Source organism: Pseudomonas sp. NFACC45 (genome assembly GCF_900113505.1).
Lineage (GTDB): Bacteria > Pseudomonadota > Gammaproteobacteria > Pseudomonadales > Pseudomonadaceae > Aquipseudomonas > Aquipseudomonas tehranensis.
In genome coordinates this window covers 108,839-131,474 of record NZ_FOPO01000006.1, presented here as the reverse complement: position 1 = coordinate 131,474, position 22,636 = coordinate 108,839, and the positions used below count along the sequence as shown (strand labels likewise).

Sequence of the window (22,636 nt, the reverse complement as noted above, 5' to 3'; positions counted from 1 at the left end):
GCGAAGGAGCGTTCACATGTCATTACTGCACCATTGGGAACATGAGTTCGACAAGGTCAAAGTCCGCCTGCACGGGTTGGTCACGCGGCTGGAGATGTCCTGGAAGAAACTCGTCAACGACCTGGAGCCTGAAGAGTTCGAGGCCATCGTCAAGTTGCTCCAGCGCGGCCACGATCAGGCCCGGCACGTCATCGATCACGGCGACCTGCCGGATGACGAACCGACCGTGCCGTGGGAGCTGGCCCACGGTCTTTCGATCCTGAAGATCGGCAATGCCAGCGCCTTGCCACAAACCGAGGACGAACTGCCGACCCGCGTGCTCAAGGACGGCACCTTGCTCGGTTGCCGCAAATGGGAGTTGCTCGACCTGTTGTGGAGTGAGGCGTTGCTCAAGTGGATCGAGAACCTGCGCCATCACGCGCCGTTCGCCACTAACCCGGCGCTGGTGAAAATGGACAGCGATGTGGTGCTGGCGATCGCTGGCGACTGGGGCACCGGACCGTTCGACAGTCATGCTCCGGCCGTGGCTGTCGCCAATCAGATGCAACTGGCCGAGGCCGACTTCACCATTCATCTGGGCGATGTGTACTACGCCGGCACCCATTCCCAGGAAGACGTCGACATGGTCGGCTGGCCCCAGGGCAAGCACGGCTCGTTCACGCTCAATTCCAACCACGAGATGTACAGCGGCGCCCACGGTTATTTCAAGGAGCTGACCAAGCGCTTCCCGGTGCAACAGGGCACCAGTTACTTTGCTCTGTACAACGACGATTGGCTGGTGGTCGGCCTGGACAGTGCCTACGCCTCGGACGCCATGAATCTGTACATGGACGGCACCCTCAACGCGCAACAGATTGACTGGATGAAAAGCCTGCCCAAGCGCAAAAAGCTCATGGTGCTCAGTCATCATCAGGGTTTCGATATTTCCGGGCACCACAAGACCGCGCTTTACCAACCCGTCTGCGATGCCCTCGGGCGTGAGCCGGACTACTGGTATTGGGGGCATTTGCACAACGGCATCTGCTACGCCACCCAGGGCGGGTTGCACGCACGCTGCGCCGGACACGGGGCGATTCCCTACGGCACTACCAGCGAGTTGAACGGACACGCCGGGGTGTTGTGGTCGGAAACGCAGCTGGCGGGGGATGAGGCATACCCGGAACGAGTGTTGAACGGGTATGTGAAGGTGCGGTTGGTGGGGGAGAACATCGAAGAGACGTTTTATGGGGAGGATGGGTCGGTGCGGTGGTCTTCCAAATAATTGGGTGAATGCCAGACCGCTATCGCGAGCAGGCTCGCTCCCACATTGGAATGCAATCTCATGTGGGAGCGAGCCTGCTCGCGATGCTTTTTGCTGTCAGCCCTGGACCGGCACGCCCTTGAGGTAAGGCGCAGGTTCCGCCCCCAGGTTGTTGAGCATGCGCTCGCTGTACCAGTCCACGAAGTTCACCACGCCGAACTCATAGGTTTTGGAGTACGGGCCTGGCTGGTAGGCGGTGGAGTTGATGCCGCGCTGGTTTTCTTCGGCCAGGCGACGGTCCTGGTCGTTGGTGGCGTCCCAGACCTGGCGCATGCGCGCCACGTCGTAATCCACGCCTTCGACCGCGTCCTTGTGCACGATCCACTTGGTGGTGACCATGGTTTCCTGGGCGCTGATCGGCCACACGGTGAACACGATGATGTGGTCGCCCATGCAGTGGTTCCACGAGTGCGGCAAGTGCAGGATGCGCATCGAGCCCAAGTCCGGGTTCTTGATGCGACCCATCAGTTTGGCGCAGCCCTGCTTGCCGTCCATGGTCATCGACACGGTGCCCTTGAGCAGCGGCATGCGCACGATACGGTTGCGCAGGCCAAAACTGGCGTGGGCGTAAGGGATTTTCTCGGCTTCCCAGGCTGCGGCGGAGGCCGCGACATGGTCCTTGAACGCCTGATCGGCCCGTGGGTCTGTGACGTCGTCCCACTCCAACAGGGTCTTGAGCAGTTCCGGGTGCGCGCCGCCGCAGTGGTAGCACTCACGGTTGTTTTCCAGTACCAGCTTCCAGTTGGCCTTTTCCATCAAGGTGGTTTGCACCGCCACCTTGGTGTTTTCCATGTCGTAGGGTTCCATGTAATGGGTCAAGGTCGCCAGGAAGTCGTCAATGGCCGGCGGGTTCTCCGCCAGGCTGATGAAGATGTAGCCACCGGCGGTCTTCACGTTGACTGGCTTCAAGCCGTACTGCTTCATGTCGAAGTCGGCGCCCATTTCGGTGCCGGCGAACAATAGGCGACCGTCCAGCTCGTAGGTCCACTGGTGGTAATGGCAAACCAGTTTGGCGACCTTGCCCTTCTCGCTGGTGCACAACCGCGAGCCACGGTGACGGCAGACGTTATGGAACGCATGCACCACGCCGTCGGCGCCGCGAATCACGATGATCGGGTTTTTGCCGACCTGCAGGGTCAGGTAGTTGCCTTTGGTCGGGATTTCGCAGGTCATGCCGGCGATCAACCACTCCTTCTGAAAGATTTCCTGCATGTCGATATCAAACAGGCGCTCATCGGAGTAGAACGGCTGCGGCAGCGAGAAAGTGCGCTCGCGTTCCTGCAGCATTTGCGCGGTGGCCTTGCGTGCGGGTTCCAGCGGATCGCCCAGGCTCAGGGTTGCGGTGACGTCCATCGTTTTATCCTCATGGGCCCTCTACGTGGCCGGCGAAAAGTGGCTAATCAAATGTGCTACGCAAGGCAGAAAATATTATTTGTCTGTTGAGGGCGAGTGTGGGGCCGCGCAGGGGGCGAACCTTATCCATGGGCGACATGGCCCAATCTGTTCCCGACGCGCAAGGTCCTGTCGTTAGGGGCTGGTCGCGGTAAGCATGTGAATGTCGCAGATAGGTAAATGGGCGATTCGCGCTATACGCAGAATCGCCTCATAAGAGGCCGACAGTCGGCCGTGGAGATCAGCATGTCCAACAGCTTCCTGAACCCGGTAACCACCCAGACCTGGGCCAATGGTCGTCACATTGTCCGTTGCGTCAAAGTCATCCAGGAAACCTGGGATGTGCGCACCTTTTGCTTCATGGCTGATCAGCCGATTCTGTTCTTTTTCAAGCCGGGGCAATTCGTCACCCTGGAGCTTGAAATCGAAGGTCAGCCGATCATGCGCTCCTACACCATTTCCAGCTCGCCGTCGGTGCCCTACAGCTTTTCGGTGACCATCAAGCGCGTACCGGGGGGCAAGGTTTCCAACTGGCTGCACGACACCCTGCACGAAGGCCAGGAGCTGGCGGTGCACGGGCCGGTCGGCCTGTTCAATGCCATCGACTTCTCGAACCCTAAGGTGCTTTATCTCAGTGGCGGCGTCGGCATCACGCCAGTGATGTCCATGGCGCGCTGGTATTACGACACCAACGCCAACGTCGATATGGTGTTTATCCACAGCGCCCGCTCGCCCAAGGACATCATCTATCACCGCGAGCTGGAGCACATGGCCTCGCGGATCGACAACTTCAATCTGCACCTGATCTGCGAAAAGCACGGCCTGGGCGAGCCTTGGGCCGGTTACCGAGGCTACCTGAACCACAAGATGCTCGAGCTGATGGCGCCGGATTTCCTGGAGCGCGAAGTGTTCTGCTGTGGCCCAACGCCATACATGAACGCGGTCAAGCGCCTGCTGGAAGCGGCTGGCTTCGACATGACGCGTTACCACGAGGAGTCCTTCGGCGCCACACCACCGGAAGCCCGTGCCGATGCCGTGGAGCAAGCCGAACAGGCTGCCGACGCCCCGGAAGTCGATGTGGCGGATCTGCATCTGGTGGAGTTCACCGCCTCCGGCAAGAGTATTCGCGTGGGACCGGGAGAAACCGTCCACGCCGCCGCTGCCAAGCTCGGCATGATGATCCCCAAGGCCTGCGGCATGGGCATCTGCGGCACCTGCAAGGTCTTGAAACTGGGCGGGGAAGTGGAGATGGATCACAACGGCGGGATCACCGAGGACGACGAGGCCGAAGGTTACATCCTGTCGTGCTGCAGCGTGCCGAAGGGGGATGTGCGGATCGAGTTTTGATCCGCCCGCACACAATTCCCCCTCGGCCCTGTAGGAGCTGCCGAGCGGAGCGAGGCTGCGATCTTTTGATCTTTTGATCTTTCGCTTGAGATTCAACTGGCGGGGGAAAGATCGCAGCCTCGCTCCGCTCGGCAGCTCCTACGCGCTCATCACTTCCCGAATATCCGCCGCCAATTCCCGCACTCGTGCTTCTTCGGTATCCCACGAGCACATGAACCGCGCGCCGCCCTTGCCGATGAAGGTGTAGAAGCGCCAGCCCTTGGCCGTCAGCGCGGCGATGGCGGGTTCGGAGAGTTGCAGAAATACGCCGTTGGCCTGGACCGGGAACATCAGTTCCACGCCAGGAATGTCGCTCACCAGCTGCGCCAGCAATTGCGCGCAGTGGTTGGCGTGGCGTGCGTGCTTGAGCCAGGCGTCGTTTTGCAGCAGGCCGACCCAGGGCGCCGAGAGAAAGCGCATCTTCGAGGCCAACTGCCCGGCCTGTTTGCAGCGATAGTCGAAGTCTTCTGCCAGGGCGTGGTTGAAGAACAGGATTGCTTCTCCCACCGCCATGCCGTTTTTTGTTCCGCCAAAGCACAGCACGTCCACGCCGGCTTTCCAGGTTAGGTCCGCTGGTGAGCAGCCGAGGAAGGCGCAGGCATTGGAGAAGCGAGCGCCGTCCATGTGCAGGTTAAGCCCCAGCTCCTTGCAGGTGACGCTGATGGCACGGATTTCTTCCGGGGTATAGACACTGCCGACTTCCGTGGCCTGGGTCAGGGTCACGACCCGTGGCTTGGGATAATGGATGTCCTGGCGCTTGAGGGCGATCTCGCGGATCGACTCGGGGGTCAGCTTGCCATTTTCGGTGCGCGCCACCAGCAGCTTGGAACCATTGGAGAAGAACTCTGGCGCGCCACATTCGTCGGTCTCGACGTGGGCGGTTTCCGAGCAGATCACGCTGTGGTAACTCTGGCACAGTGAGGACAACGCCAGGGAGTTGGCCGCCGTGCCATTGAACGCGAAGAACACTTCGCAGTCGGTTTCGAACAAGGCCCGGAAATCATCCGCCGCGCGGTGGGTCCATTCGTCGTCACCGTAGGCGCGCTGGTGACCCTGGTTGGCTTCTTCCATGGCGGCCCAGGCTTCGGGGCAAATGCCGGAATAGTTGTCGCTGGCGAATTGTTGACTCTTGTCGGTCATGGCCTTGCTCCTGAAATAGAGAGTCCTGGGTAAGAGATCCCTGACAGAATTCCTGGATGGAGAATTCCGTGGTCCGGCGTGCTTTGAGTCCGGCACGCGGTGGTCGATAGTGGTGCGCACTTTACCCAAGAATCGCGGGGGAACACACTGGATGTTTCTGTCAGAAACTCACAAAACCCTAGGGCGGCTGTACCCATGAACCGACGTGACGGGGCCCTGGATCTGCTCAAGTGGTTGGCTCTGTTGGCGATGATGCTCGATCATCTGCGATATGTCGGTTACTCCGCCGATTGGTTGTATGTGCCGGGGCGTCTGGCGTTTCCCTGGTTTTGCCTGGCGATGGCGGCGAACCTGGCGCGCAACGGGGCCAGCGCGAGCCCGTGGCGGTATCTGGGTTGGCTGTTGCTGTTCAGCTCAGTGAGCGAAATTCCTTACCGGTTGTTCATTCCTGTTCCCGCCACCTTGAACGTGCTGCCGACCCTGACCCTGGGCTTGCTGGTGGCGCGTAGCTGGCAAACCCATACGCTGGAGGCGCGTTTGCTGGCGGCGGGGGCGTTGCTGCTGGCGGCGCTGTTTTCGTCGCGCTTGATGTTCGGTTTTTTTGGCGTCCTGCTGCCGCTGGCGATGTTGCTGGTGTTTCGCCGACCCGGGTATTTCGCGTTGCTGCCGGGGTTGGTGTGCTTGGCGGCCAATCAGTGGCGGGTGTTGTATGGCGCGGCGTGGCTGGGGGATTGGGTGGCGATCGGCGGGTTGCTGGCGTGTCTGTTTGCGCCATGGCTGGGGCTGATGCTTTTGCGACACGCTGGTCGTTTTTATCCTCCGCCGATGCGGCGTTGGGCGTATGGCCTTTATCCGGCGCATTTCCTGGTCTTGCTCGTGGTTCGCCACCTATCGGCCTGAACAGAACCTTGTGGCGAGGGGATTTATCCCCGTTGGGCTGAAGCAGCCCCCAAGCTGGCTAACTCGATCAATCCGACACACCCAGGTGTCTGGTTTTAGGGCCGCTTCGCGACCCAGCGGGGATAAATCCCCTCGCCACAAGGACCCTGTCTCCAGTCCAAACAGGACCGTGTCTGTTCCTATGTCGTAAACGCACCTTTGCGTGGCGTCCATAGGCATTTGACCTGCCTGCGCCGGCCATACCATCGCTTCCAAAGGGCACGACCGAACGGTGGTCAGTGCCTCACCGAGACGAAAGGCGCACCGCCGCCGCTGGGAGAGACGCGATGTTCAGCAAGCAAGACCAGATCCAGGGTTACGACGATGCACTGCTGGCGGCGATGAATGCCGAGGAGCAACGCCAGGAAGATCACATCGAGCTGATCGCGTCAGAGAACTACACCAGCAAGCGTGTGATGCAGGCCCAGGGCAGCGGCCTGACCAACAAATACGCCGAAGGCTATCCGGGTAAGCGCTACTACGGTGGCTGCGAGCACGTTGACAAAGTAGAAGCCCTGGCCATCGAACGCGCCAAGCAACTGTTCGGCGCTGATTACGCCAACGTCCAGCCGCACTCCGGGTCTTCGGCCAACAGCGCCGTGTACCTGGCCTTGTTGCAGGCCGGCGATACCATTCTGGGCATGAGCCTGGCCCACGGCGGTCACCTGACTCACGGTGCCAAGGTGTCGTCCTCGGGCAAACTCTACAACGCGGTGCAGTACGGCATCGACACCACCACGGGCCTGATCGACTACGACGAAGTCGAGCGCCTGGCGGTCGAGCACAAGCCGAAGATGATCGTCGCCGGCTTCTCGGCTTACTCCAAGACCCTGGATTTCCCACGTTTCCGCCAGATCGCCGACAAGGTCGGAGCCCTGCTGTTCGTCGACATGGCCCACGTTGCCGGTCTGGTCGCTGCCGGTCTTTATCCCAACCCGCTGCCTTACGCCGACGTGGTCACCACCACCACTCACAAGACCCTGCGCGGTCCGCGTGGCGGCCTGATCCTGGCGAAGGCCAACGAAGAGATCGAGAAAAAGCTCAACGCTGCGGTATTCCCCGGTGCCCAGGGCGGCCCGCTGATGCACGTCATCGCCGGCAAGGCGGTGTGCTTCAAGGAAGCGGCGGAGCCTGGCTTCAAGGCTTATCAGCAGCAAGTGATCGATAACGCCCAGGCCATGGCTGGCGTGTTCATCAAGCGCGGCTACGATGTAGTGTCCGGCGGCACCGATAACCACCTGTTCCTGGTCAGCCTGATCCGTCAGGGCTTGACCGGCAAGGACGCCGACGCCGCTCTGGGCCGCGCGCACATCACCGTCAACAAGAATGCCGTGCCGAACGACCCGCAATCGCCGTTCGTGACCTCGGGCCTGCGCATCGGCACCCCGGCGGTGACCACGCGTGGCTTCAAGGTCTCCCAGTGCGTGACGCTGGCCGGCTGGATCTGCGACATCCTCGACAACCTGGGCGACGCCGATGTCGAGGCCAATGTTGCCCAGCAAGTGGCGGCCCTGTGCGCGGACTTCCCGGTTTATCGCTGAGTCGGTTTTGGAGTAATGACTATGCAACGCTATTCGGGCTTCGGCCTCTTCAAACACTCTCTCAGCCATCATGAAAACTGGCAACGGATGTGGCGCACGCCGACCCCGAAAAAGGTCTACGACGTGGTTATCGTCGGCGGTGGCGGGCATGGTCTGGCGACCGCCTATTACCTGGCTAAAGAACACGGCATCACCAACGTGGCCGTGGTCGAGAAGGGCTGGCTGGGCGGCGGTAATACCGCGCGCAACACCACCATCGTGCGCTCCAACTACCTGTGGGACGAATCGGCCCACTTGTACGAACATGCGATGAAGCTCTGGGAAGGCCTGTCCCAGGACCTGAACTACAACGTGATGTTCTCCCAGCGTGGCGTCTACAACCTGTGCCATACCTTGCAGGACATTCGTGATTCCGAGCGTCGCGTCAGCGCCAACCGCCTCAACGGCGTGGACGGCGAGTTGCTCAACGCCAAACAAGTGGCCGACGAGATTCCGTACCTCGATTGCTCGAAAAACACTCGCTACCCGGTGATGGGCGCCACCGTCCAGCGTCGCGGCGGCGTGGCCCGTCACGATGCCGTGGCCTGGGGCTTTGCCCGGGCGGCGGACGCGTTGGGCGTGGACCTGATCCAGCAGACCGAAGTGATCGGTTTCCGTAAGGAAAACGGCGTGTGCATCGGCGTGGAAACCAACAAAGGTTTCATCGGCGCCAAGCGCGTCGGCGTGGTGACCGCCGGTAACTCCGGGCACATGGCCAAACTCGCGGGCTTCCGCCTGCCGATCGAATCCCACCCGCTGCAAGCGCTGGTGTCCGAGCCGATCAAGCCGATCATCGACAGCGTGATCATGTCCAACGCCGTGCACGGCTACATCAGCCAGTCCGACAAGGGCGACCTGGTGATCGGTGCCGGTATCGACGGTTACAACGGCTACGGCCAGCGCGGCTCGTACCCGGTGATCGAACACACGGTTCAGGCCATCGTCGAGATGTTCCCGGTGTTGTCCCGCGTACGCATGAACCGCCAATGGGGCGGCATCGTCGACACCACGCCGGACGCCTGCCCGATCATCTCCAAGACGCCAGTGCCGAACATGTTCTTCAACTGCGGTTGGGGCACCGGCGGCTTCAAGGCCACCCCGGGCTCAGGCAATGTCTTCGCTGCAAGCCTGGCCAAAGGTGAAATGCACCCGCTGGCCGCGCCGTTTTCCATCGACCGTTTCCACAACGGTGCACTGATCGACGAACACGGCGCTGCTGCCGTCGCCCACTAACAGGAGAAATCCCTATGTTGCACATCTTCTGTCCTCACTGCGGCGAACTGCGCTCCGAAGAGGAATTCCATGCATCCGGCCAGGCGCACATCCCGCGTCCGCTGGATCCGAATGCCTGCACCGACGAGGAGTGGGGCGACTACATGTTCTTCCGTGACAACCCGCGCGGGTTGCACCATGAGCTGTGGGACCACGTCGCCGGTTGCCGCCAGTATTTCAACGTGACCCGTGACACCGTGACCTACGAGATTCTGGAAACCTACAAGATCGGCCAAAAGCCGCAATTCACCGACAAGGCTGAGAGTCCGAAAGCGGCCGCGCAGGCTCTGGGAGAGAAGGTATGAGCCAGATCAATCGCCTGTCCAACGGCGGACGGATCGACCGCAACAAAGTGCTGAGCTTCACCTTCAACGGCCAGACCTATAAAGGCTTCGAGGGCGATTCCCTGGCCGCTGCACTGCTGGCCAACGGCGTCGACATCATCGGCCGCAGTTTCAAGTATTCCCGTCCGCGCGGCATCTTTGCCGCCGGCGCCGAAGAGCCGAACGCGGTGCTGCAGATCGGTGCTACCGAAGCCACGCAGATCCCTAACGTGCGCGCCACGCAACAGGCGCTGTACCAAGGTTTGGTCGCCACCAGCACCAACGGCTGGCCGAACGTGAACAACGACATGATGGGCATTCTCGGCAAGGTCGGCGGCAAGCTGATGCCGCCGGGCTTCTACTACAAAACCTTCATGTACCCGCAATCGTTCTGGATGACTTACGAGAAGTACATCCGCAAGGCCGCCGGCCTGGGTCGCTCGCCGACCGAGAACGACCCGGACACCTACGACTACATGAACCGTCACTGCGACGTGCTGGTTGTCGGCGCGGGCCCTGCTGGGCTGGCTGCGGCATTGGCAGCGGCCCGCAGCGGTGCGCGGGTGATCCTGGCCGACGAGCAGGAAGAGTTCGGCGGCAGCCTGCTCGATTCCCGCGAGAGCCTGGATGGCAAGCCAGCGACCGAATGGGTGGCCGCTGTTGTCGCTGAGCTCAAGTCGATGCCAGATGTGGTGCTGTTGCCGCGCGCCACGGTGAACGGTTACCACGACCATAACTTCCTGACCATCCACGAGCGCCTTACCGACCACCTCGGTGACCGTGCGCCAATCGGCCAGGTGCGCCAGCGCATCAACCGGGTCCGCGCCAAGCGCGTAGTCCTGGCAACCGGTGCCTGCGAACGGCCACTGGTCTACGGCAACAACGACGTTCCCGGCAACATGCTGGCCGGCGCGGTCTCCACCTACGTGCGCCGCTACGGCGTGGCGCCGGGCAAGAAACTGGTGCTGAGCACCAACAACGATCACGCCTATCGCGTGGCGCTGGACTGGCTCGACGCTAGCCTGCAAGTGGTGGCCATCGCCGACGCTCGCAGCAACCCGCGTGGTGCGCTGGTGGAAGAGGCGCGCGCCAAAGGCATCCGCATCCTCACCGGCAGCGCCGTGATTGAGGCCCGTGGCAGCAAGCGCGTCACCGGGGCCCGCATCGCCGCCATTGACGTCAAGGCGCACAAGGTCACCAGTCCCGGCGAATGGCTGGACTGCGATCTGGTGGCCAGCTCCGGCGGTTACAGCCCAGTGGTTCACCTGGCGTCGCATCTGGGCGGCAAGCCGATCTGGCGCGAAGACATCCTCGGTTTCGTACCGGGCGAAGCCCCGCAGAAGCGTGTGTGCGTCGGCGGCGTGAATGGCGTCTACAGCCTCGGCGATACCTTGGCCGATGGTTTCGAGGGCGGCGTGCGCGCGGCCACTGAAGCCGGTTTCAAGGCGGTGGAGGGCTTGTTGCCCAAAGCCCTGAGCCGTCAGGAAGAGCCGACCCTGGCGCTGTTTCAGGTGCCGCATGAAAAATCCACTGCACGAGCGCCGAAGCAATTCGTCGACCTGCAGAACGACGTCACCGCCGCCGCCATCGAACTCGCCACCCGCGAAGGCTTCGAGTCGGTCGAACACGTCAAACGCTACACCGCACTGGGCTTTGGTACTGACCAGGGCAAGCTGGGCAACGTCAACGGCCTGGCCATCGCGGCCCGCTCGCTGAACGTGAGCATCCCGCAGATGGGCACCACGATGTTCCGGCCGAACTACACGCCGGTGACCTTCGGCGCGATAGCCGGGCGGCACTGCGGGCACATCTTCGAACCGGTACGCTTCACCGCGCTGCATGCCTGGCATGTGAAAAATGGCGCTGAATTCGAAGACGTCGGCCAGTGGAAGCGCCCTTGGTACTTCCCGAAGAACGGTGAAGACATGCACGCTGCGGTCAAGCGCGAATGCAAAGCCGTGCGCGACAGCGTCGGCCTGCTGGATGCCTCGACCCTGGGCAAGATCGATATCCAGGGCCCGGACGCCCGCGAGTTCCTTAACCGCGTCTACACCAACGCCTGGACCAAGCTCGACGTGGGCAAGGCCCGCTACGGTTTGATGTGCAAGGAAGACGGCATGGTCTTCGACGATGGCGTGACGGCCTGTCTGGCGGACAACCATTTCGTGATGACCACCACCACGGGCGGCGCCGCACGCGTGCTGCAATGGCTGGAGATCTATCACCAGACCGAATGGCCGGACCTTAAGGTGTACTTCACTTCGGTCACCGACCACTGGGCGACCATGACCCTGTCGGGCCCCAACAGTCGCAAGCTGCTGAGCGAAGTCACCGACATCGACCTGGACAAGGACGCTTTCCCGTTCATGACCTGGAAAGAAGGCCTGGTGGGTGGTGTACCGGCGCGGGTGTTCCGTATCTCGTTCACCGGTGAGCTGTCTTACGAAGTCAACGTGCAGGCCGACTATGCCATGGGCGTGCTCGAGCAGATCGTCGAGGCCGGCAAGAAATACAACCTGACCCCGTACGGCACCGAAACCATGCACGTATTGCGGGCCGAGAAGGGCTTCATCATCGTCGGTCAGGACACCGACAGCTCGATGACCCCGGACGACCTGAACATGGGCTGGTGCGTAGGCCGGACCAAACCGTTCTCGTGGATCGGCTGGCGTGGCATGAATCGCGAAGACTGTGTGCGTGAGGACCGCAAGCAACTGGTGGGCCTCAAGCCGATCGACCCGAATGTCTGGCTGCCGGAAGGTGCGCAACTGGTGTTCAACACCAAGCAGGCAATCCCGATGACCATGGTCGGCCATGTGACGTCCAGCTACGCTCACAACTCCCTGGGTTATTCATTTGCCATGGGCGTGGTCAAGGGCGGCCTCAAGCGGATGGGCGAGCGCGTCTTCGCGCCTCTGGCCGACGGCAGCGTGATCGAGGCAGAGATTGTTTCTTCGGTGTTCTTCGATCCGAAGGGGGATCGGCAGAATATCTAAAGGGACTTTGGTCCTGTGGGTGGGCAGTTACACCGCGTCGCCTGATTCGCGAGCAAGCCCGCTCCCACAGGATCCAAGTCGCCAAAGGAATTTGAGCCAGGCATCAATCCAATGTGGGAGCGGGCTTGCTCGCGAAGGCGGCAGGACAGTCACCACAAATGCCGGAACAACAAAATTCAAGACAGGTGCTCCACATGACCGCAGTCAACGTGTACCAACAACGCCCAACCACCGGGGCCAAGGCCGAGTCGTCGCTGCACCATGCCGACCTCGCCAGCCTGGTGGGCAAGGGCCGCAAAAACGCCGGCGTGACCGTGCGCGAGAAAAAACTCCTGGGCCACCTGACCCTCCGTGGCGATGGTCATGATCCTGCGTTCGCCGCTGGCGTGCACAAGGCTCTGGGCCTGGAGCTGCCTGGCGCGCTGACCGTCATCATCAAGGGCGAAACCAGCCTGCAATGGCTCGGCCCGGATGAGTGGCTGCTGGTGGTGCCCAGTGGCGAAGAATTTGCCGCCGAGAAAAACCTGCGCGAAGCCCTGGGCGACCTGCACATCCAGATCGTCAACGTCAGCGGCGGCCAGCAGATCCTCGAACTGTCCGGCCCGAACGTGCGTGACGTGCTGATGAAATCCACCAGCTACGACGTACACCCAAGCAATTTTCCGGTGGGCAAGGCCGTGGGTACGGTGTTCGCCAAGTCGCAACTGGTGATCCGCCACACGGGCGAAGACACCTGGGAACTGGTGATCCGCCGCAGCTTCTCCGATTACTGGTGGCTGTGGTTGCAGGATGCGGCGGCTGAGTATGGATTGAGCGTGCAGGCCTGATTTAAGTCCCTGGACTGCTTTTGTGGCGAGGGAGCTTGCTCCCGCTGGGCTGTGTAGGAGCTGCCGAAGGCTGCGATCTTTTGATCTTTCGCTCCAGATTCGATTGTCTGAGACAGGATCGCAGCCTCGTTGCACTCGACAGCTCCTACGCAACCGAGCGGGAGCAAGCGCCCTCGCCACAGTTAATTTGAACAGGAGTCACCGCAATGAGCCGCGCCCCAGACACATGGATCTTGACTGCCGACTGCCCCAGCGTGCTCGGCACGGTGGACGCGGTGACCCGCTTTCTGTTCGAGCAGGGCTGCTACGTCACTGAGCACCACTCCTTCGATGACCGGCTCTCGGGACGTTTTTTCATTCGCGTGGAATTTCGCCAGCCGGATGGCTTCGACGAGCAAAACTTCCGCAGCGGCTTGGCCGAGCGTGCCGAAGCCTTTGGCATGGTCTTCGAACTGACGCCACCCAACTACCGGCCCAAAGTGGTGATCATGGTCTCCAAGGCCGATCACTGCCTCAACGACTTGCTCTACCGCCAGCGCATCGGCCAGTTGTCCATGGACGTGGTGGCCGTGGTGTCCAACCACCCGGATCTCAAGCCGCTGGCCGACTGGCACCAGATTCCCTACTACCATTTCCCCCTGGACCCGAACGACAAACCGTCCCAGGAACGGCAGGTGTGGCAGGTGATCGAAGACACCGGCGCCGAGTTGGTGATTCTCGCCCGCTACATGCAGGTGCTCTCGCCGGAGTTGTGCCGCAAACTCGATGGCAAGGCGATCAACATCCATCACTCGCTGTTGCCGGGCTTCAAGGGCGCCAAGCCGTATCACCAGGCCTACAACAAAGGCGTGAAACTGGTCGGCGCCACGGCGCACTACATCAACAACGACCTGGACGAAGGCCCGATCATCGCCCAGGGCGTGGAAGTGGTGGACCACAGCCACTACCCCGAAGACCTGATCGCCAAGGGCCGGGATATCGAAGGGCTGACCCTGGCCCGGGCGGTGGGGTATCACATCGAGCGAAGAGTGTTTCTCAACGCCAATCGCACTGTCGTTCTTTAGGCCGACATCGCGAGCAGGCTCGCTCCCACAAAATGCGGGAGCGCACAAAAATCCAATGTGGGAGCGAGCCTGCTCGCGAAGAGGTCCTCCCAAACAACAAAGAAACAAGACACAAGCACTACCCGAGCAATCAACGCGCTGCCTGCCTGGGCAACGCAGTTCCACAAAAACAACAGCGAGGTGAAAGCATGTCTGGCAATCGTGGTGTCGTGTATCTCGGCAACGGCAAGGTCGAAGTACAGAAAATCGACTATCCAAAAATGCAGGACCCGCGCGGCAGGAAGATCGAGCACGGCGTCATCCTGCGCGTGGTATCCACCAACATCTGCGGCTCCGACCAGCACATGGTGCGCGGCCGCACCACCGCTCAGACCGGCCTGGTCCTGGGCCACGAAATCACCGGTGAAGTGATCGAAAAGGGCAACGACGTCGAAAACCTGAAGATCGGCGACCTGGTGTCTGTTCCGTTCAACGTGGCTTGCGGGCGCTGCCGTTCCTGCAAAGAGCAACACACCGGCGTCTGCCTGACCGTCAACCCGGCCCGTGCCGGCGGTGCCTACGGTTACGTTGACATGGGCGACTGGACCGGTGGTCAGGCCGAATACGTGCTGGTGCCGTACGCCGACTTCAACCTGCTGAAGCTGCCGGACCGCGACAAGGCCATGGAGAAAATCCGCGACCTGACTTGCCTGTCCGACATCCTGCCGACCGGCTACCACGGCGCCGTTACCGCCGGCGTTGGTCCTGGCAGCTCCGTCTACATCGCGGGTGCCGGTCCGGTTGGCCTGGCGGCTGCCGCTTCCGCCCGCCTGCTGGGTGCCGCTGTGGTCATTATCGGTGACGTCAACCCGATCCGCCTGGCCCACGCCAAGGCCCAGGGTTTTGAAATCGCCGACCTGTCCAAAGACACTCCGCTGCACGAACAGATCGCCGCGCTGCTGGGCGAACCGGAAGTCGACTGCGCCGTTGACGCGGTGGGCTTCGAAGCCCGTGGTCACGGCCATGAAGGCGTCAAGCACGAAGCTCCGGCCACCGTGCTCAACTCGTTGATGGGTGTGGTTCGCGTGGCTGGCAAGATCGGCATCCCCGGCCTCTACGTCACCGAAGACCCGGGCGCAGTCGATGCCGCGGCGAAAATGGGCAGCCTGAGCATCCGCTTCGGCCTCGGCTGGGCCAAATCCCACAGCTTCCACACCGGTCAGACCCCAGTGATGAAGTACAACCGCCAACTGATGCAAGCCATCATGTGGGATCGCATCAACATCGCAGAAATCGTTGGCGTACAGGTCATCAGCCTGGACGACGCGCCTAAAGGCTACGGCGAGTTCGATGCAGGCGTACCGAAGAAATTTGTAATCGATCCGCACAAGATGTTCAGTGCGGCCTAAAGCGGTAGGCAAGACGGAAAAAGGGCGACAGTGATGTCGCCCTTTTTTATTTGTCTTGGCTGGCTTCGTGCAAAAAATGGGAGGTACAGAATGAGTGATCAACTCCCTTTGGTTAGTGTCAGTGTTCGCTTCTCGGTGTTCCCATATTGGTCTATTGTTTTCTCCACAGCATATACGCAGGTGTTTGAGGCTGAGCTTTCCAGTGCTAAGCCTTTCAGCAACAGGATATTGTCCCCATGGGCCCGCCCCGACCAGCCTGAACTGCTCACTTTATATTCGTAAGACCCTACCGGATCATTCGGCGAGGTATTTGGCAATGGAGTAGCTACTATCTCTTGTACAGAGGGGCAACTTGCTGCGTACACAGTATGAACGGTGCCTGGCAGCCCAGCGACGGACAGCATGCCAGCGAAAAAAAATTTGTTCATGATTCTCGTTCCTCGCTAGATTGAAGTTCAGATAATCATTTGATCAACAGGGCTGGACTACTCTCAGAATTGACAGCAGATCAGACAGATAGGAAATAACTGGACTGTCTTTCATGACGCGATCGTCGACCGGAGGGTCCGGTCATTATTCCGACATCACTCTCGTAGCCTGCATGCCTTTGGCTCCCTGCTCGATTTCAAAGGAGACGGTTTGTCTCCCTTTCAAGGTTTTATAACCCTCCCCGGATATCGCCGAGTAGTGAACAAGCAATTCCTCGCCGCCTTTGCCGTAAGTAATGAAGCCATAGCCCTTCGCATCGTTAAACCATTTAACGGTTCCTTTGATTCGGTCGTTCATTTTATTGTCCTGTTTGCCCGAATGAATAAAGGCCTGGTTGCACATGACCTTGTTTTCGTTGACACAACGGGAGCTTAGGTGCGGCGAAAATCGTTGCCTACTGTCAGAGTTGACAGTAGGCAATACCGAGAGGAAATAACCGATTGCAGATGATATTCAGATGACGGTCATGAGGCAGTCATGCCAAGTTTTCAAGCATAGGAAGCGGATTCACATGCAAATCCCAGAGGAGGAACAATCCTCGCCCAACCCAGTCCAACGCTCGGTTTTGCACCGCCCCTCAGGGGCGGTTTTTTCAGGGTTCAGAGGATGTTCGGAATGAAGGTTTCACGTGGTTTTGCCCTGTCTTGCCTGCTGACGCTGGCAACCAGCCCGGCCTTCGCGCAGTTCAGCCGCAGTGATGCGGCCAATGCGGTGGCGGCGATGCAGGGCGATCAGCAGGGGAAGGGCGCGGTGGCAGCTGCGCCGCAAGCCGCCGGGTTACTCAATACCCTGGGCTCGGAGCTCAAGATCACCCCGGAACAGGCCATCGGCGGCGCCGGTGCGATGTTGGGACTGGCGAAGAACCAGCTCAGCGAACCGCAGTTTTCCGAGTTGAGCAAAAGCGTGCCGGGCCTCGATCAGATCGCCGGTAACAGCGCCATCGGCGGGCTGAACGGCTTGGGCGGCCTGGGCGGTTTGCTCGGTGGCGGGTCGGAAAAAAACGCTTTGCTCGATGGCCTGCTGGGTAACGTCAAGGACACCCACGACCTGAACAACGCCTTCAGCGCGCTGGGCATGGACAGCGGCATGATCGGCCAGTTTGCCCCGGTGATCCTCCAATACCTCGGCCAGCAGGGCGTGGCCAGTTCGCTGCTGCAGAATCTGGGCGGCATCTGGGGCGCCGGCGCAGGCATCTGATCAGCCGCGCTCGCTGCGCAAGGCGGCGATGCGCTGATCTTTTTCGATCCAGAGCTGGTTCACCCAGTTCTGGACGTGCTGGCGAAACACCGGATCGTTTTCGTAATCACCTTGCCACAGCGCCGGGTCCAGCTCGCGGGTCTGGATGTCGATAATGACCTTCGGCACCGCACCGCTGATCAAATCCCAGAATCCCGGCGTCCGTTCCTGGGGGTACACCACTGTCACGTCCAGCACCGCGTCCAGTTGCTCGCCCAGCGCCGCCAGCACGAATGCCACGCCACCGGCCTTGGGTTTGAGCAGGTGGGTGAAGGGTGACTGTTGCTGTTGGCTTTTGGCGGTGGTGAAGCGTGTGCCTTCGAGGTAGTTCACCACGGTGACCGGTTGGCGCTTGAACAGCTCGCAGGCCTGACGGGTGATTTCCAGGTCCTTGCCGGCCAGTTCCGGGTTTTTTGCCAGGAAGGCCTTGGTGTAGCGCTTCATGAACGGGTAATCCAGCGCCCACCAGGCCAGGCCCAGGAACGGTACCCAGATCAGCTCTTTCTTGAGGAAGAACTTGAAGAACGGCGTACGCCGGTTGAGGGCCTGGATCAGCGCGGGGATGTCGACCCAGGACTGGTGATTGCTGATGACCAGATAGGACGTGTCGCGGCGCAAGTCGCTACCGCCGCGTATTTCCCAGCGGGTGGGGATGCACAGGGCAAAGATCAATTTATCGATTTCGGCCCAGGTTTCGGCGATCCACATCACTGCCCACGAGGCGTAGTCGCGAAGACGCCCGGGCAGGACCAGTTTGAGCAACGCGAACACCATCAACGGCCCGAACAGCACCAGGGTGTTGAGCAACAGCAGCAGGGTGACAAAACAGCCGGTGAGCAGGCGGCGCATAGATGACTCTTGCAAACAGGTGGGCGGGCCATGATAAGCAGCTTCGGGCGGCAGGCCAAATCGACATGGACGAATGTTTCACTTCGTCTGGCAGAGGCTGCATCGGCTCCCTCGCCACGGTTAGCGTTCAACCGAACGAATTGATGAACCACGGTCTAAAATCCCGCTGCCCACCCTTACAAAGGAAGTCCATTACGTGAAATCCCTTCTTGCCCTGCTTTCCCTGGTGGCCCTGCCAGTGCTGGCCGCCGAGCCGACCCTGTACGGGCGCTACGAATACATCGCGCTGCCGGAAATCGGTGGTGAAGTGCTCAAGGCCAAGATGGACACCGGCGCCCTGACGGCCTCGCTGTCCGCCAAGGACATCGAAACCTTTACCCGCGACGGCGAGGACTGGGTGCGATTCCGCCTAGCGACCAAAGGCGCGAGCAACAAGCTCTTTGAGCATAAAGTCGCCCGCATCAGCAAGATCAAGACCCGTTCCGAGGAGGACGAAGACGACGAATCGGCTGCGCCCAGCAAACGTCCGGTGGTGGAGCTTGAAATGTGCCTGGGTGATGTCAAGCGTACCGTTGAGGTCAACCTGACGGACCGCAGCAGCTTCAACTACCCGCTGCTGATCGGCGCCAAGGCTCTGCGTGAGTTCGACGCGGCGGTGAACCCGGCCCGACGCTACACCGCAGACAAGCCCGACTGCTGATTTCCCTGATTGACGTGCCCCCGGGGTTGGGGCACCGTTCCGGCAACTTTACTGTCGGGCGCGGACGCCATGCCTCACATTCTGATTGTCGAAGACGAAGCGGCCATTGCCGATACGCTGGTGTTTGCCCTGCAAGGGGAGGGCTTCGGCACCACCTGGCTGAGCCTCGGCGCTGCGGCGCTTGAGCATCAGAAAAATACCCCGGCAGACCTGATCATCCTCGACGTGGGCCTGCCGGATATCAGTGGGTTCGAGACGTGCAAAAATCTCAGACGTTTCAGCGACGTTCCGGTCATCTTTCTTACAGCCCGGGATGCTGAGATCGACCGGGTGGTGGGGCTGGAGATCGGGGCCGACGATTATGTGGTCAAACCGTTCAGCCCTCGGGAAGTGGCGGCAAGGGTCCGCGCGATCCTCAAGCGGGTCGCGCCGCGACCGTCCCCCGATTTGGGCGCCGGGCTATTTCATGTCGACACCGAGCGGGTGCAGATCAACTATCGCGGCAAACCCCTGAACCTCACCCGCCACGAATTTCGCCTGTTGAACTGTCTGCTGGAGCAACCCGAGCGTGTGTTCAGCCGCGAACAACTGCTCGACGCCCTGGGTGTGGCCAGTGATGCCGGTTACGAGCGCAGCATCGACAGCCACATCAAGAGCGTGCGCGCCAAGTTGCGTCTGGTCAGAGCCGAGGCTGAGCCGATCCAGACTCACCGTGGCCTCGGTTACAGCTACAGCCCGGGGCATAGCTGATGTCGCTGGGCATCCGGATTTTCCTGGTGTATGTGCTGTTCATCGGTTTGACCGGGTATTTCGTCCTCAACACGGTGATGGAAGAAATACGCCCCGGCGTGCGCCAGTCCACCGAAGAAACCCTGGTGGACACCGCCAACCTGATGGCCGAGATCCTGCGGGACGATTTCAAGGCCGGCACCCTCAACCAGAACCGCTGGCCGCAACTGCTCAAGGCTTACGGTGAGCGCCAGCCGGCGGCATCGATCTGGGGTTTGCCAAAGAATCAGGTCAACCATCGCATCTACGTCACGGACGGCAAGGGCATCGTGGTGCTCGACTCCAGCGGTGTGGCGGTGGGCCAGGACTATTCGCGCTGGAACGACGTCTACCTGACCCTGCGCGGACAGTACGGCGCGCGCTCGACCCGCAGCGTTGCCGATGATCCGACGTCTTCGGTGATGCACGTTGGCGCGCCGATTCGCGACAACGGCCGGATTATCGGCGTGGTCACCGTGGCCAAGCCCAACAGTTCGCTGCAACCCTATGTCGACCGCACCGAGCGGCGCCTGTTGGCTTACGGTGTGGGGTTGATCGGCCTCGGTCTGCTGTTGGGCGCTGTGCTGTCGTGGTGGCTGAGCGCGGCGTTGCGGCGCTTGACCGCTTATGCCGAGGCCGTCAGCCAGGGGCAACGGGTGGAGGTGCCGCATTATCGTGGCGGCGAGTTCGAGCAACTGGCCGGTGCGGTTGAACACATGCGTACCCAACTGGAAGGCAAGGCTTACGTCGAGCGCTACGTGCACACCCTGACTCACGAGCTAAAAAGCCCGCTGGCGGCGATCCGTGGTGCCGCCGAGCTGCTCCAGAGCGACATGCCGACGGCCCAGCGCCAGCGTTTCGTCAGCAACATCGACAACGAAAGCGTGCGCATGCAGCACTTGATCGAGCGTTTGCTCAACCTGGCCCAGGTCGAGCAGCGACAGGGACTGGAAGAAAAGATTGCCGTACCGCTGGCGGCATTGATGGACGAACTGCTGGAAGCCCGCAGCGGCTGGATCGAAAGCCGGCAGTTGCGGATCGAGCGGCACATTGCTGTGGACCTGACATTGACCGGGGAGCCGTTTCTGTTGCGTCAGGCCCTGGGCAATTTGCTGGAAAACGCGCTGGACTTCACGCCCGTCAACGGGTTGTTGCGCATGAGTGCCGAGCGTATCGGCAACCGCGTCGAGATCCGGCTGTTCAATCAGGCCGAACCGATTCCCGACTACGCCCTGCCGCGCCTGAGTGAACGCTTCTACTCCCTGCCGCGCCCCGACAGTGGCCGCAAGAGCACGGGTCTGGGCCTCAACTTTGTGGAGGAAGTGGTGCAGTTGCATGCCGGGCAATTCAGTATTGGCAATGTCGAGGGTGGGGTTGAGGTGGTTTTGCGGTTGCCCTGAAGCCGAGGCGCGGCCTTCGCGAGCAAGCCCGCTCCCACAAGGACTGCGCTGAACCTGTGGGAGCGGGCTTGCTCGCGAAGGGGCCCGTTCAGTCTCCACACAATCTCCACAATCTCTCCATAACCCCAGCACACAGCCACCCCAGACTCTCTCTCATTCGAACAGGGAGAGCCCCACATGAACCGCAGCCTCGCCATAAAACTGGGCATGATCGCCCTATTGATCCTCCTGCTGATGATCCCGTTGTTGATGATCAACGGCCTCATCGACGAGCGTCAGGAGCTGCGCGACGATGTGCTGCAGGATATCGCCCGCAGTTCCAGTCACAGCCAGCAACTGATCGGGCCGATGATCGTGGTGCCGTTTCGCAAGGATGTGCGGGTCTGGAACACCAACGAGAAGACCGGCGTGCGTTTCCTGGAAACCGTCGAGCAAAGCGGTGAGTTGTATTTTCTGCCGGAGCAATTGGACATCGACGGCCAGATCCGCACAGAAACCCGTGCACGCGGGATCTACGAGGCGCGGTTGTTTCATGCCGACAACCGGATCGACGGCCACTTCAAGGTGCCTGAGCGTTTCGGCGTGGCCACCAAGGATTTTGCCGACTACCGCTTTGACGAGCCGTACCTGAGCGTGGGCATCAGCGACATCCGCGGCATCGAGAACGCACTGACCCTGACACTCAACCAGCAGACCGTCGATTTCCTGCCCGGCTCGCGGATCGGCTGGCTGGGGCAGGGTGTGCATGTGCCGCTGCCAATGGTCACGGCCCAGGGCAGCACTGAGCTGACCTTCGGTTTCGACCTGCGGCTGCAAGGCACCGGTCAGTTACAGATTCTGCCGGTAGGTAAATCCACCCAAGTGCACCTGTCGGCCGACTGGCCGCACCCCAGCTTCATCGGCAACTACCTGCCTACCCAGCGCGACATCAATGAGCAGGGCTTCAGCGCCGACTGGCAGACGTCGTTCTTCTCTACCAACCTGCTGGAAACCCTGCAAGCCTGCGAGCCAAGCGATGGCTGTGAAGCGTTTCGCAGCCGTGCCTTTGGGGTGAGTTTCATCGACCCGGTGGACCAATACCTCAAGAGCGACCGGGCAATCAAATATGCACTGCTGTTCATTGCGCTGACGTTTGCCGGTTTTTTTCTCTTCGAAGTGCTCAAGAGCCTGGCGGTGCATCCGGTCCAGTACGCCTTGGTGGGCGTGGCGTTGGCGTTCTTTTACCTGTTGCTGCTGTCCCTGTCGGAACACATCGGCTTCGCCCTGGCGTATCTGCTGTCAGCCAGCGCCTGTGTGCTGCTGATCGGGTTCTATGTCTGCCATGTGCTGCGCAGCGTGAGCCATGGTTTGGGGTTTTCGGCGGGGTTGGCGGGCTTGTACGGTTTGCTCTATGGATTGTTGAGTGCCGAGGACTACGCCTTGCTGATGGGTTCGCTGCTGCTGTTCGGTCTACTCGGTGTGTTCATGGTCTTGACCCGTAAGCTGGACTGGTACCGGGTGGGAGCGAAGCCGGCGGCGATGACGTTCGATCTGGGAGAGGTGAAATGAGCCGGTCGCTGGGGTTGCGCGAAGATCGGCAATGGCGGG

19 protein-coding genes are annotated in these 22,636 nt (G+C 60.9%); 15 read left to right on the top strand and 4 right to left on the bottom strand.

The window, feature by feature from the left end:
• Positions 1-16 precede the first annotated feature (16 nt).
• Positions 17-1,261 (top strand): metallophosphoesterase family protein, encoded by a 1,245-nt coding sequence (locus BM132_RS12815; protein ID WP_092455715.1) that lies wholly within the window; start codon positions 17-19, stop codon positions 1,259-1,261.
• 96 nt (positions 1,262-1,357) lie between these two features.
• Here the strand turns inward: BM132_RS12815 and gbcA are convergent, their stop codons facing one another.
• Positions 1,358-2,653, bottom strand: a complete 1,296-nt coding sequence (gbcA, locus tag BM132_RS12810) for a glycine-betaine demethylase subunit GbcA (RefSeq protein WP_092455712.1) — start codon at positions 2,651-2,653, stop codon at positions 1,358-1,360.
• Between the two features lie 285 nt (positions 2,654-2,938).
• On the opposite strand from gbcA, the gene gbcB reads away from it, so the two are divergent.
• Positions 2,939-4,039: a glycine-betaine demethylase subunit GbcB gene (gbcB, locus tag BM132_RS12805; protein ID WP_047228148.1), complete on the top strand. Its 1,101-nt coding sequence runs from the start codon at positions 2,939-2,941 to the stop codon at positions 4,037-4,039.
• A gap of 138 nt (positions 4,040-4,177) precedes the next feature.
• On the opposite strand, the gene BM132_RS12800 is transcribed toward gbcB, so the two are convergent.
• Positions 4,178-5,218 (bottom strand): threonine aldolase family protein, encoded by a 1,041-nt coding sequence (locus tag BM132_RS12800; RefSeq protein WP_092455710.1) that lies wholly within the window; start codon positions 5,216-5,218, stop codon positions 4,178-4,180.
• A 195-nt stretch (positions 5,219-5,413) separates the two neighbouring features.
• On the opposite strand from BM132_RS12800, the gene BM132_RS12795 reads away from it, so the two are divergent.
• The 8 genes from BM132_RS12795 (at position 5,414) to fdhA (ending at position 15,607) form a co-directional block, all read left to right on the top strand.
• Positions 5,414-6,118, top strand: a complete 705-nt coding sequence (locus BM132_RS12795; RefSeq protein ID WP_092455708.1) for a TraX family protein — start codon at positions 5,414-5,416, stop codon at positions 6,116-6,118.
• 326 nt (positions 6,119-6,444) lie between these two features.
• Positions 6,445-7,698: a serine hydroxymethyltransferase gene (gene glyA / locus BM132_RS12790; protein ID WP_092455706.1), complete on the top strand. Its 1,254-nt coding sequence runs from the start codon at positions 6,445-6,447 to the stop codon at positions 7,696-7,698.
• Between the two features lie 21 nt (positions 7,699-7,719).
• Positions 7,720-8,970, top strand: a complete 1,251-nt coding sequence (locus tag BM132_RS12785) for a sarcosine oxidase subunit beta (protein WP_003177603.1) — start codon at positions 7,720-7,722, stop codon at positions 8,968-8,970.
• A gap of 14 nt (positions 8,971-8,984) precedes the next feature.
• Entirely contained in the window at positions 8,985-9,314 is a 330-nt protein-coding gene (locus BM132_RS12780; protein WP_092400761.1) for a sarcosine oxidase subunit delta, read from the top strand.
• Positions 9,311-12,328: a sarcosine oxidase subunit alpha gene (locus BM132_RS12775; RefSeq protein WP_092455704.1), complete on the top strand. Its 3,018-nt coding sequence runs from the start codon at positions 9,311-9,313 to the stop codon at positions 12,326-12,328. Before BM132_RS12780 ends, BM132_RS12775 begins: the two co-directional genes overlap by 4 nt.
• Positions 12,329-12,522: 194 nt before the next feature.
• On the top strand, positions 12,523-13,155 hold the full coding sequence (locus BM132_RS12770; protein ID WP_092400767.1) for a sarcosine oxidase subunit gamma: 633 nt from the start codon (positions 12,523-12,525) through the stop codon (positions 13,153-13,155).
• A gap of 206 nt (positions 13,156-13,361) precedes the next feature.
• Positions 13,362-14,219: a formyltetrahydrofolate deformylase gene (purU, locus tag BM132_RS12765; RefSeq protein WP_014340578.1), complete on the top strand. Its 858-nt coding sequence runs from the start codon at positions 13,362-13,364 to the stop codon at positions 14,217-14,219.
• A 188-nt stretch (positions 14,220-14,407) separates the two neighbouring features.
• Positions 14,408-15,607: a formaldehyde dehydrogenase, glutathione-independent gene (gene fdhA, locus BM132_RS12760; protein WP_047228141.1), complete on the top strand. Its 1,200-nt coding sequence runs from the start codon at positions 14,408-14,410 to the stop codon at positions 15,605-15,607.
• A 573-nt stretch (positions 15,608-16,180) separates the two neighbouring features.
• Here the strand turns inward: fdhA and BM132_RS12755 are convergent.
• Positions 16,181-16,393 (bottom strand): cold-shock protein, encoded by a 213-nt coding sequence (locus BM132_RS12755; protein WP_092456029.1) that lies wholly within the window; start codon positions 16,391-16,393, stop codon positions 16,181-16,183.
• 318 nt (positions 16,394-16,711) lie between these two features.
• Here BM132_RS12755 and BM132_RS12750 point away from each other — a divergent pair, with 318 nt between their 5' ends.
• Positions 16,712-17,293, top strand: coding sequence for a DUF2780 domain-containing protein (locus BM132_RS12750; protein ID WP_092455702.1), 582 nt, complete (start codon positions 16,712-16,714; stop codon positions 17,291-17,293).
• Here the strand turns inward: BM132_RS12750 and BM132_RS12745 are convergent, their stop codons facing one another.
• A complete protein-coding gene (locus BM132_RS12745) occupies positions 17,294-18,181 on the bottom strand; it encodes an acyltransferase (RefSeq protein WP_092455700.1) in 888 nt (295 codons plus the stop codon).
• Between the two features lie 196 nt (positions 18,182-18,377).
• On the opposite strand from BM132_RS12745, the gene BM132_RS12735 reads away from it, so the two are divergent.
• From BM132_RS12735 to creD, 4 genes are all read left to right on the top strand, one after another.
• A complete protein-coding gene (locus tag BM132_RS12735) occupies positions 18,378-18,881 on the top strand; it encodes a retropepsin-like aspartic peptidase RloA2 (protein WP_092455697.1) in 504 nt (167 codons plus the stop codon).
• Between the two features lie 69 nt (positions 18,882-18,950).
• Entirely contained in the window at positions 18,951-19,631 is a 681-nt protein-coding gene (gene creB, locus BM132_RS12730) for a two-component system response regulator CreB (RefSeq protein ID WP_092455695.1), read from the top strand.
• Complete coding sequence (creC, locus tag BM132_RS12725) at positions 19,631-21,049, top strand: two-component system sensor histidine kinase CreC (RefSeq protein WP_092455693.1); 1,419 nt, start codon at positions 19,631-19,633, stop codon at positions 21,047-21,049. The genes creB and creC overlap by 1 nt, the downstream gene beginning before the upstream one ends.
• A gap of 177 nt (positions 21,050-21,226) precedes the next feature.
• Complete coding sequence (gene creD / locus BM132_RS12720) at positions 21,227-22,597, top strand: cell envelope integrity protein CreD (protein ID WP_092455692.1); 1,371 nt, start codon at positions 21,227-21,229, stop codon at positions 22,595-22,597.
• Positions 22,598-22,636: the final 39 nt, after the last annotated feature.

What these genes read in the sequence shown, in the direction of transcription:
- BM132_RS12815 (WP_092455715.1), top strand. Translation starts at nt 17, where the DNA reads ATGTCATTACTGCACCATTGGGAACATGAGTTCGACAAGGTCAAAGTC.
- gbcA (WP_092455712.1), bottom strand. Translation starts at nt 2,653, where the DNA reads ATGGACGTCACCGCAACCCTGAGCCTGGGCGATCCGCTGGAACCCGCA.
- gbcB (WP_047228148.1), top strand. Translation starts at nt 2,939, where the DNA reads ATGTCCAACAGCTTCCTGAACCCGGTAACCACCCAGACCTGGGCCAAT.
- BM132_RS12800 (WP_092455710.1), bottom strand. Translation starts at nt 5,218, where the DNA reads ATGACCGACAAGAGTCAACAATTCGCCAGCGACAACTATTCCGGCATT.
- BM132_RS12795 (WP_092455708.1), top strand. Translation starts at nt 5,414, where the DNA reads ATGAACCGACGTGACGGGGCCCTGGATCTGCTCAAGTGGTTGGCTCTG.
- glyA (WP_092455706.1), top strand. Translation starts at nt 6,445, where the DNA reads ATGTTCAGCAAGCAAGACCAGATCCAGGGTTACGACGATGCACTGCTG.
- BM132_RS12785 (WP_003177603.1), top strand. Translation starts at nt 7,720, where the DNA reads ATGCAACGCTATTCGGGCTTCGGCCTCTTCAAACACTCTCTCAGCCAT.
- BM132_RS12780 (WP_092400761.1), top strand. Translation starts at nt 8,985, where the DNA reads ATGTTGCACATCTTCTGTCCTCACTGCGGCGAACTGCGCTCCGAAGAG.
- BM132_RS12775 (WP_092455704.1), top strand. Translation starts at nt 9,311, where the DNA reads ATGAGCCAGATCAATCGCCTGTCCAACGGCGGACGGATCGACCGCAAC.
- BM132_RS12770 (WP_092400767.1), top strand. Translation starts at nt 12,523, where the DNA reads ATGACCGCAGTCAACGTGTACCAACAACGCCCAACCACCGGGGCCAAG.
- purU (WP_014340578.1), top strand. Translation starts at nt 13,362, where the DNA reads ATGAGCCGCGCCCCAGACACATGGATCTTGACTGCCGACTGCCCCAGC.
- fdhA (WP_047228141.1), top strand. Translation starts at nt 14,408, where the DNA reads ATGTCTGGCAATCGTGGTGTCGTGTATCTCGGCAACGGCAAGGTCGAA.
- BM132_RS12755 (WP_092456029.1), bottom strand. Translation starts at nt 16,393, where the DNA reads ATGAACGACCGAATCAAAGGAACCGTTAAATGGTTTAACGATGCGAAG.
- BM132_RS12750 (WP_092455702.1), top strand. Translation starts at nt 16,712, where the DNA reads ATGAAGGTTTCACGTGGTTTTGCCCTGTCTTGCCTGCTGACGCTGGCA.
- BM132_RS12745 (WP_092455700.1), bottom strand. Translation starts at nt 18,181, where the DNA reads ATGCGCCGCCTGCTCACCGGCTGTTTTGTCACCCTGCTGCTGTTGCTC.
- creB (WP_092455695.1), top strand. Translation starts at nt 18,951, where the DNA reads ATGCCTCACATTCTGATTGTCGAAGACGAAGCGGCCATTGCCGATACG.
- creC (WP_092455693.1), top strand. Translation starts at nt 19,631, where the DNA reads ATGTCGCTGGGCATCCGGATTTTCCTGGTGTATGTGCTGTTCATCGGT.
- creD (WP_092455692.1), top strand. Translation starts at nt 21,227, where the DNA reads ATGAACCGCAGCCTCGCCATAAAACTGGGCATGATCGCCCTATTGATC.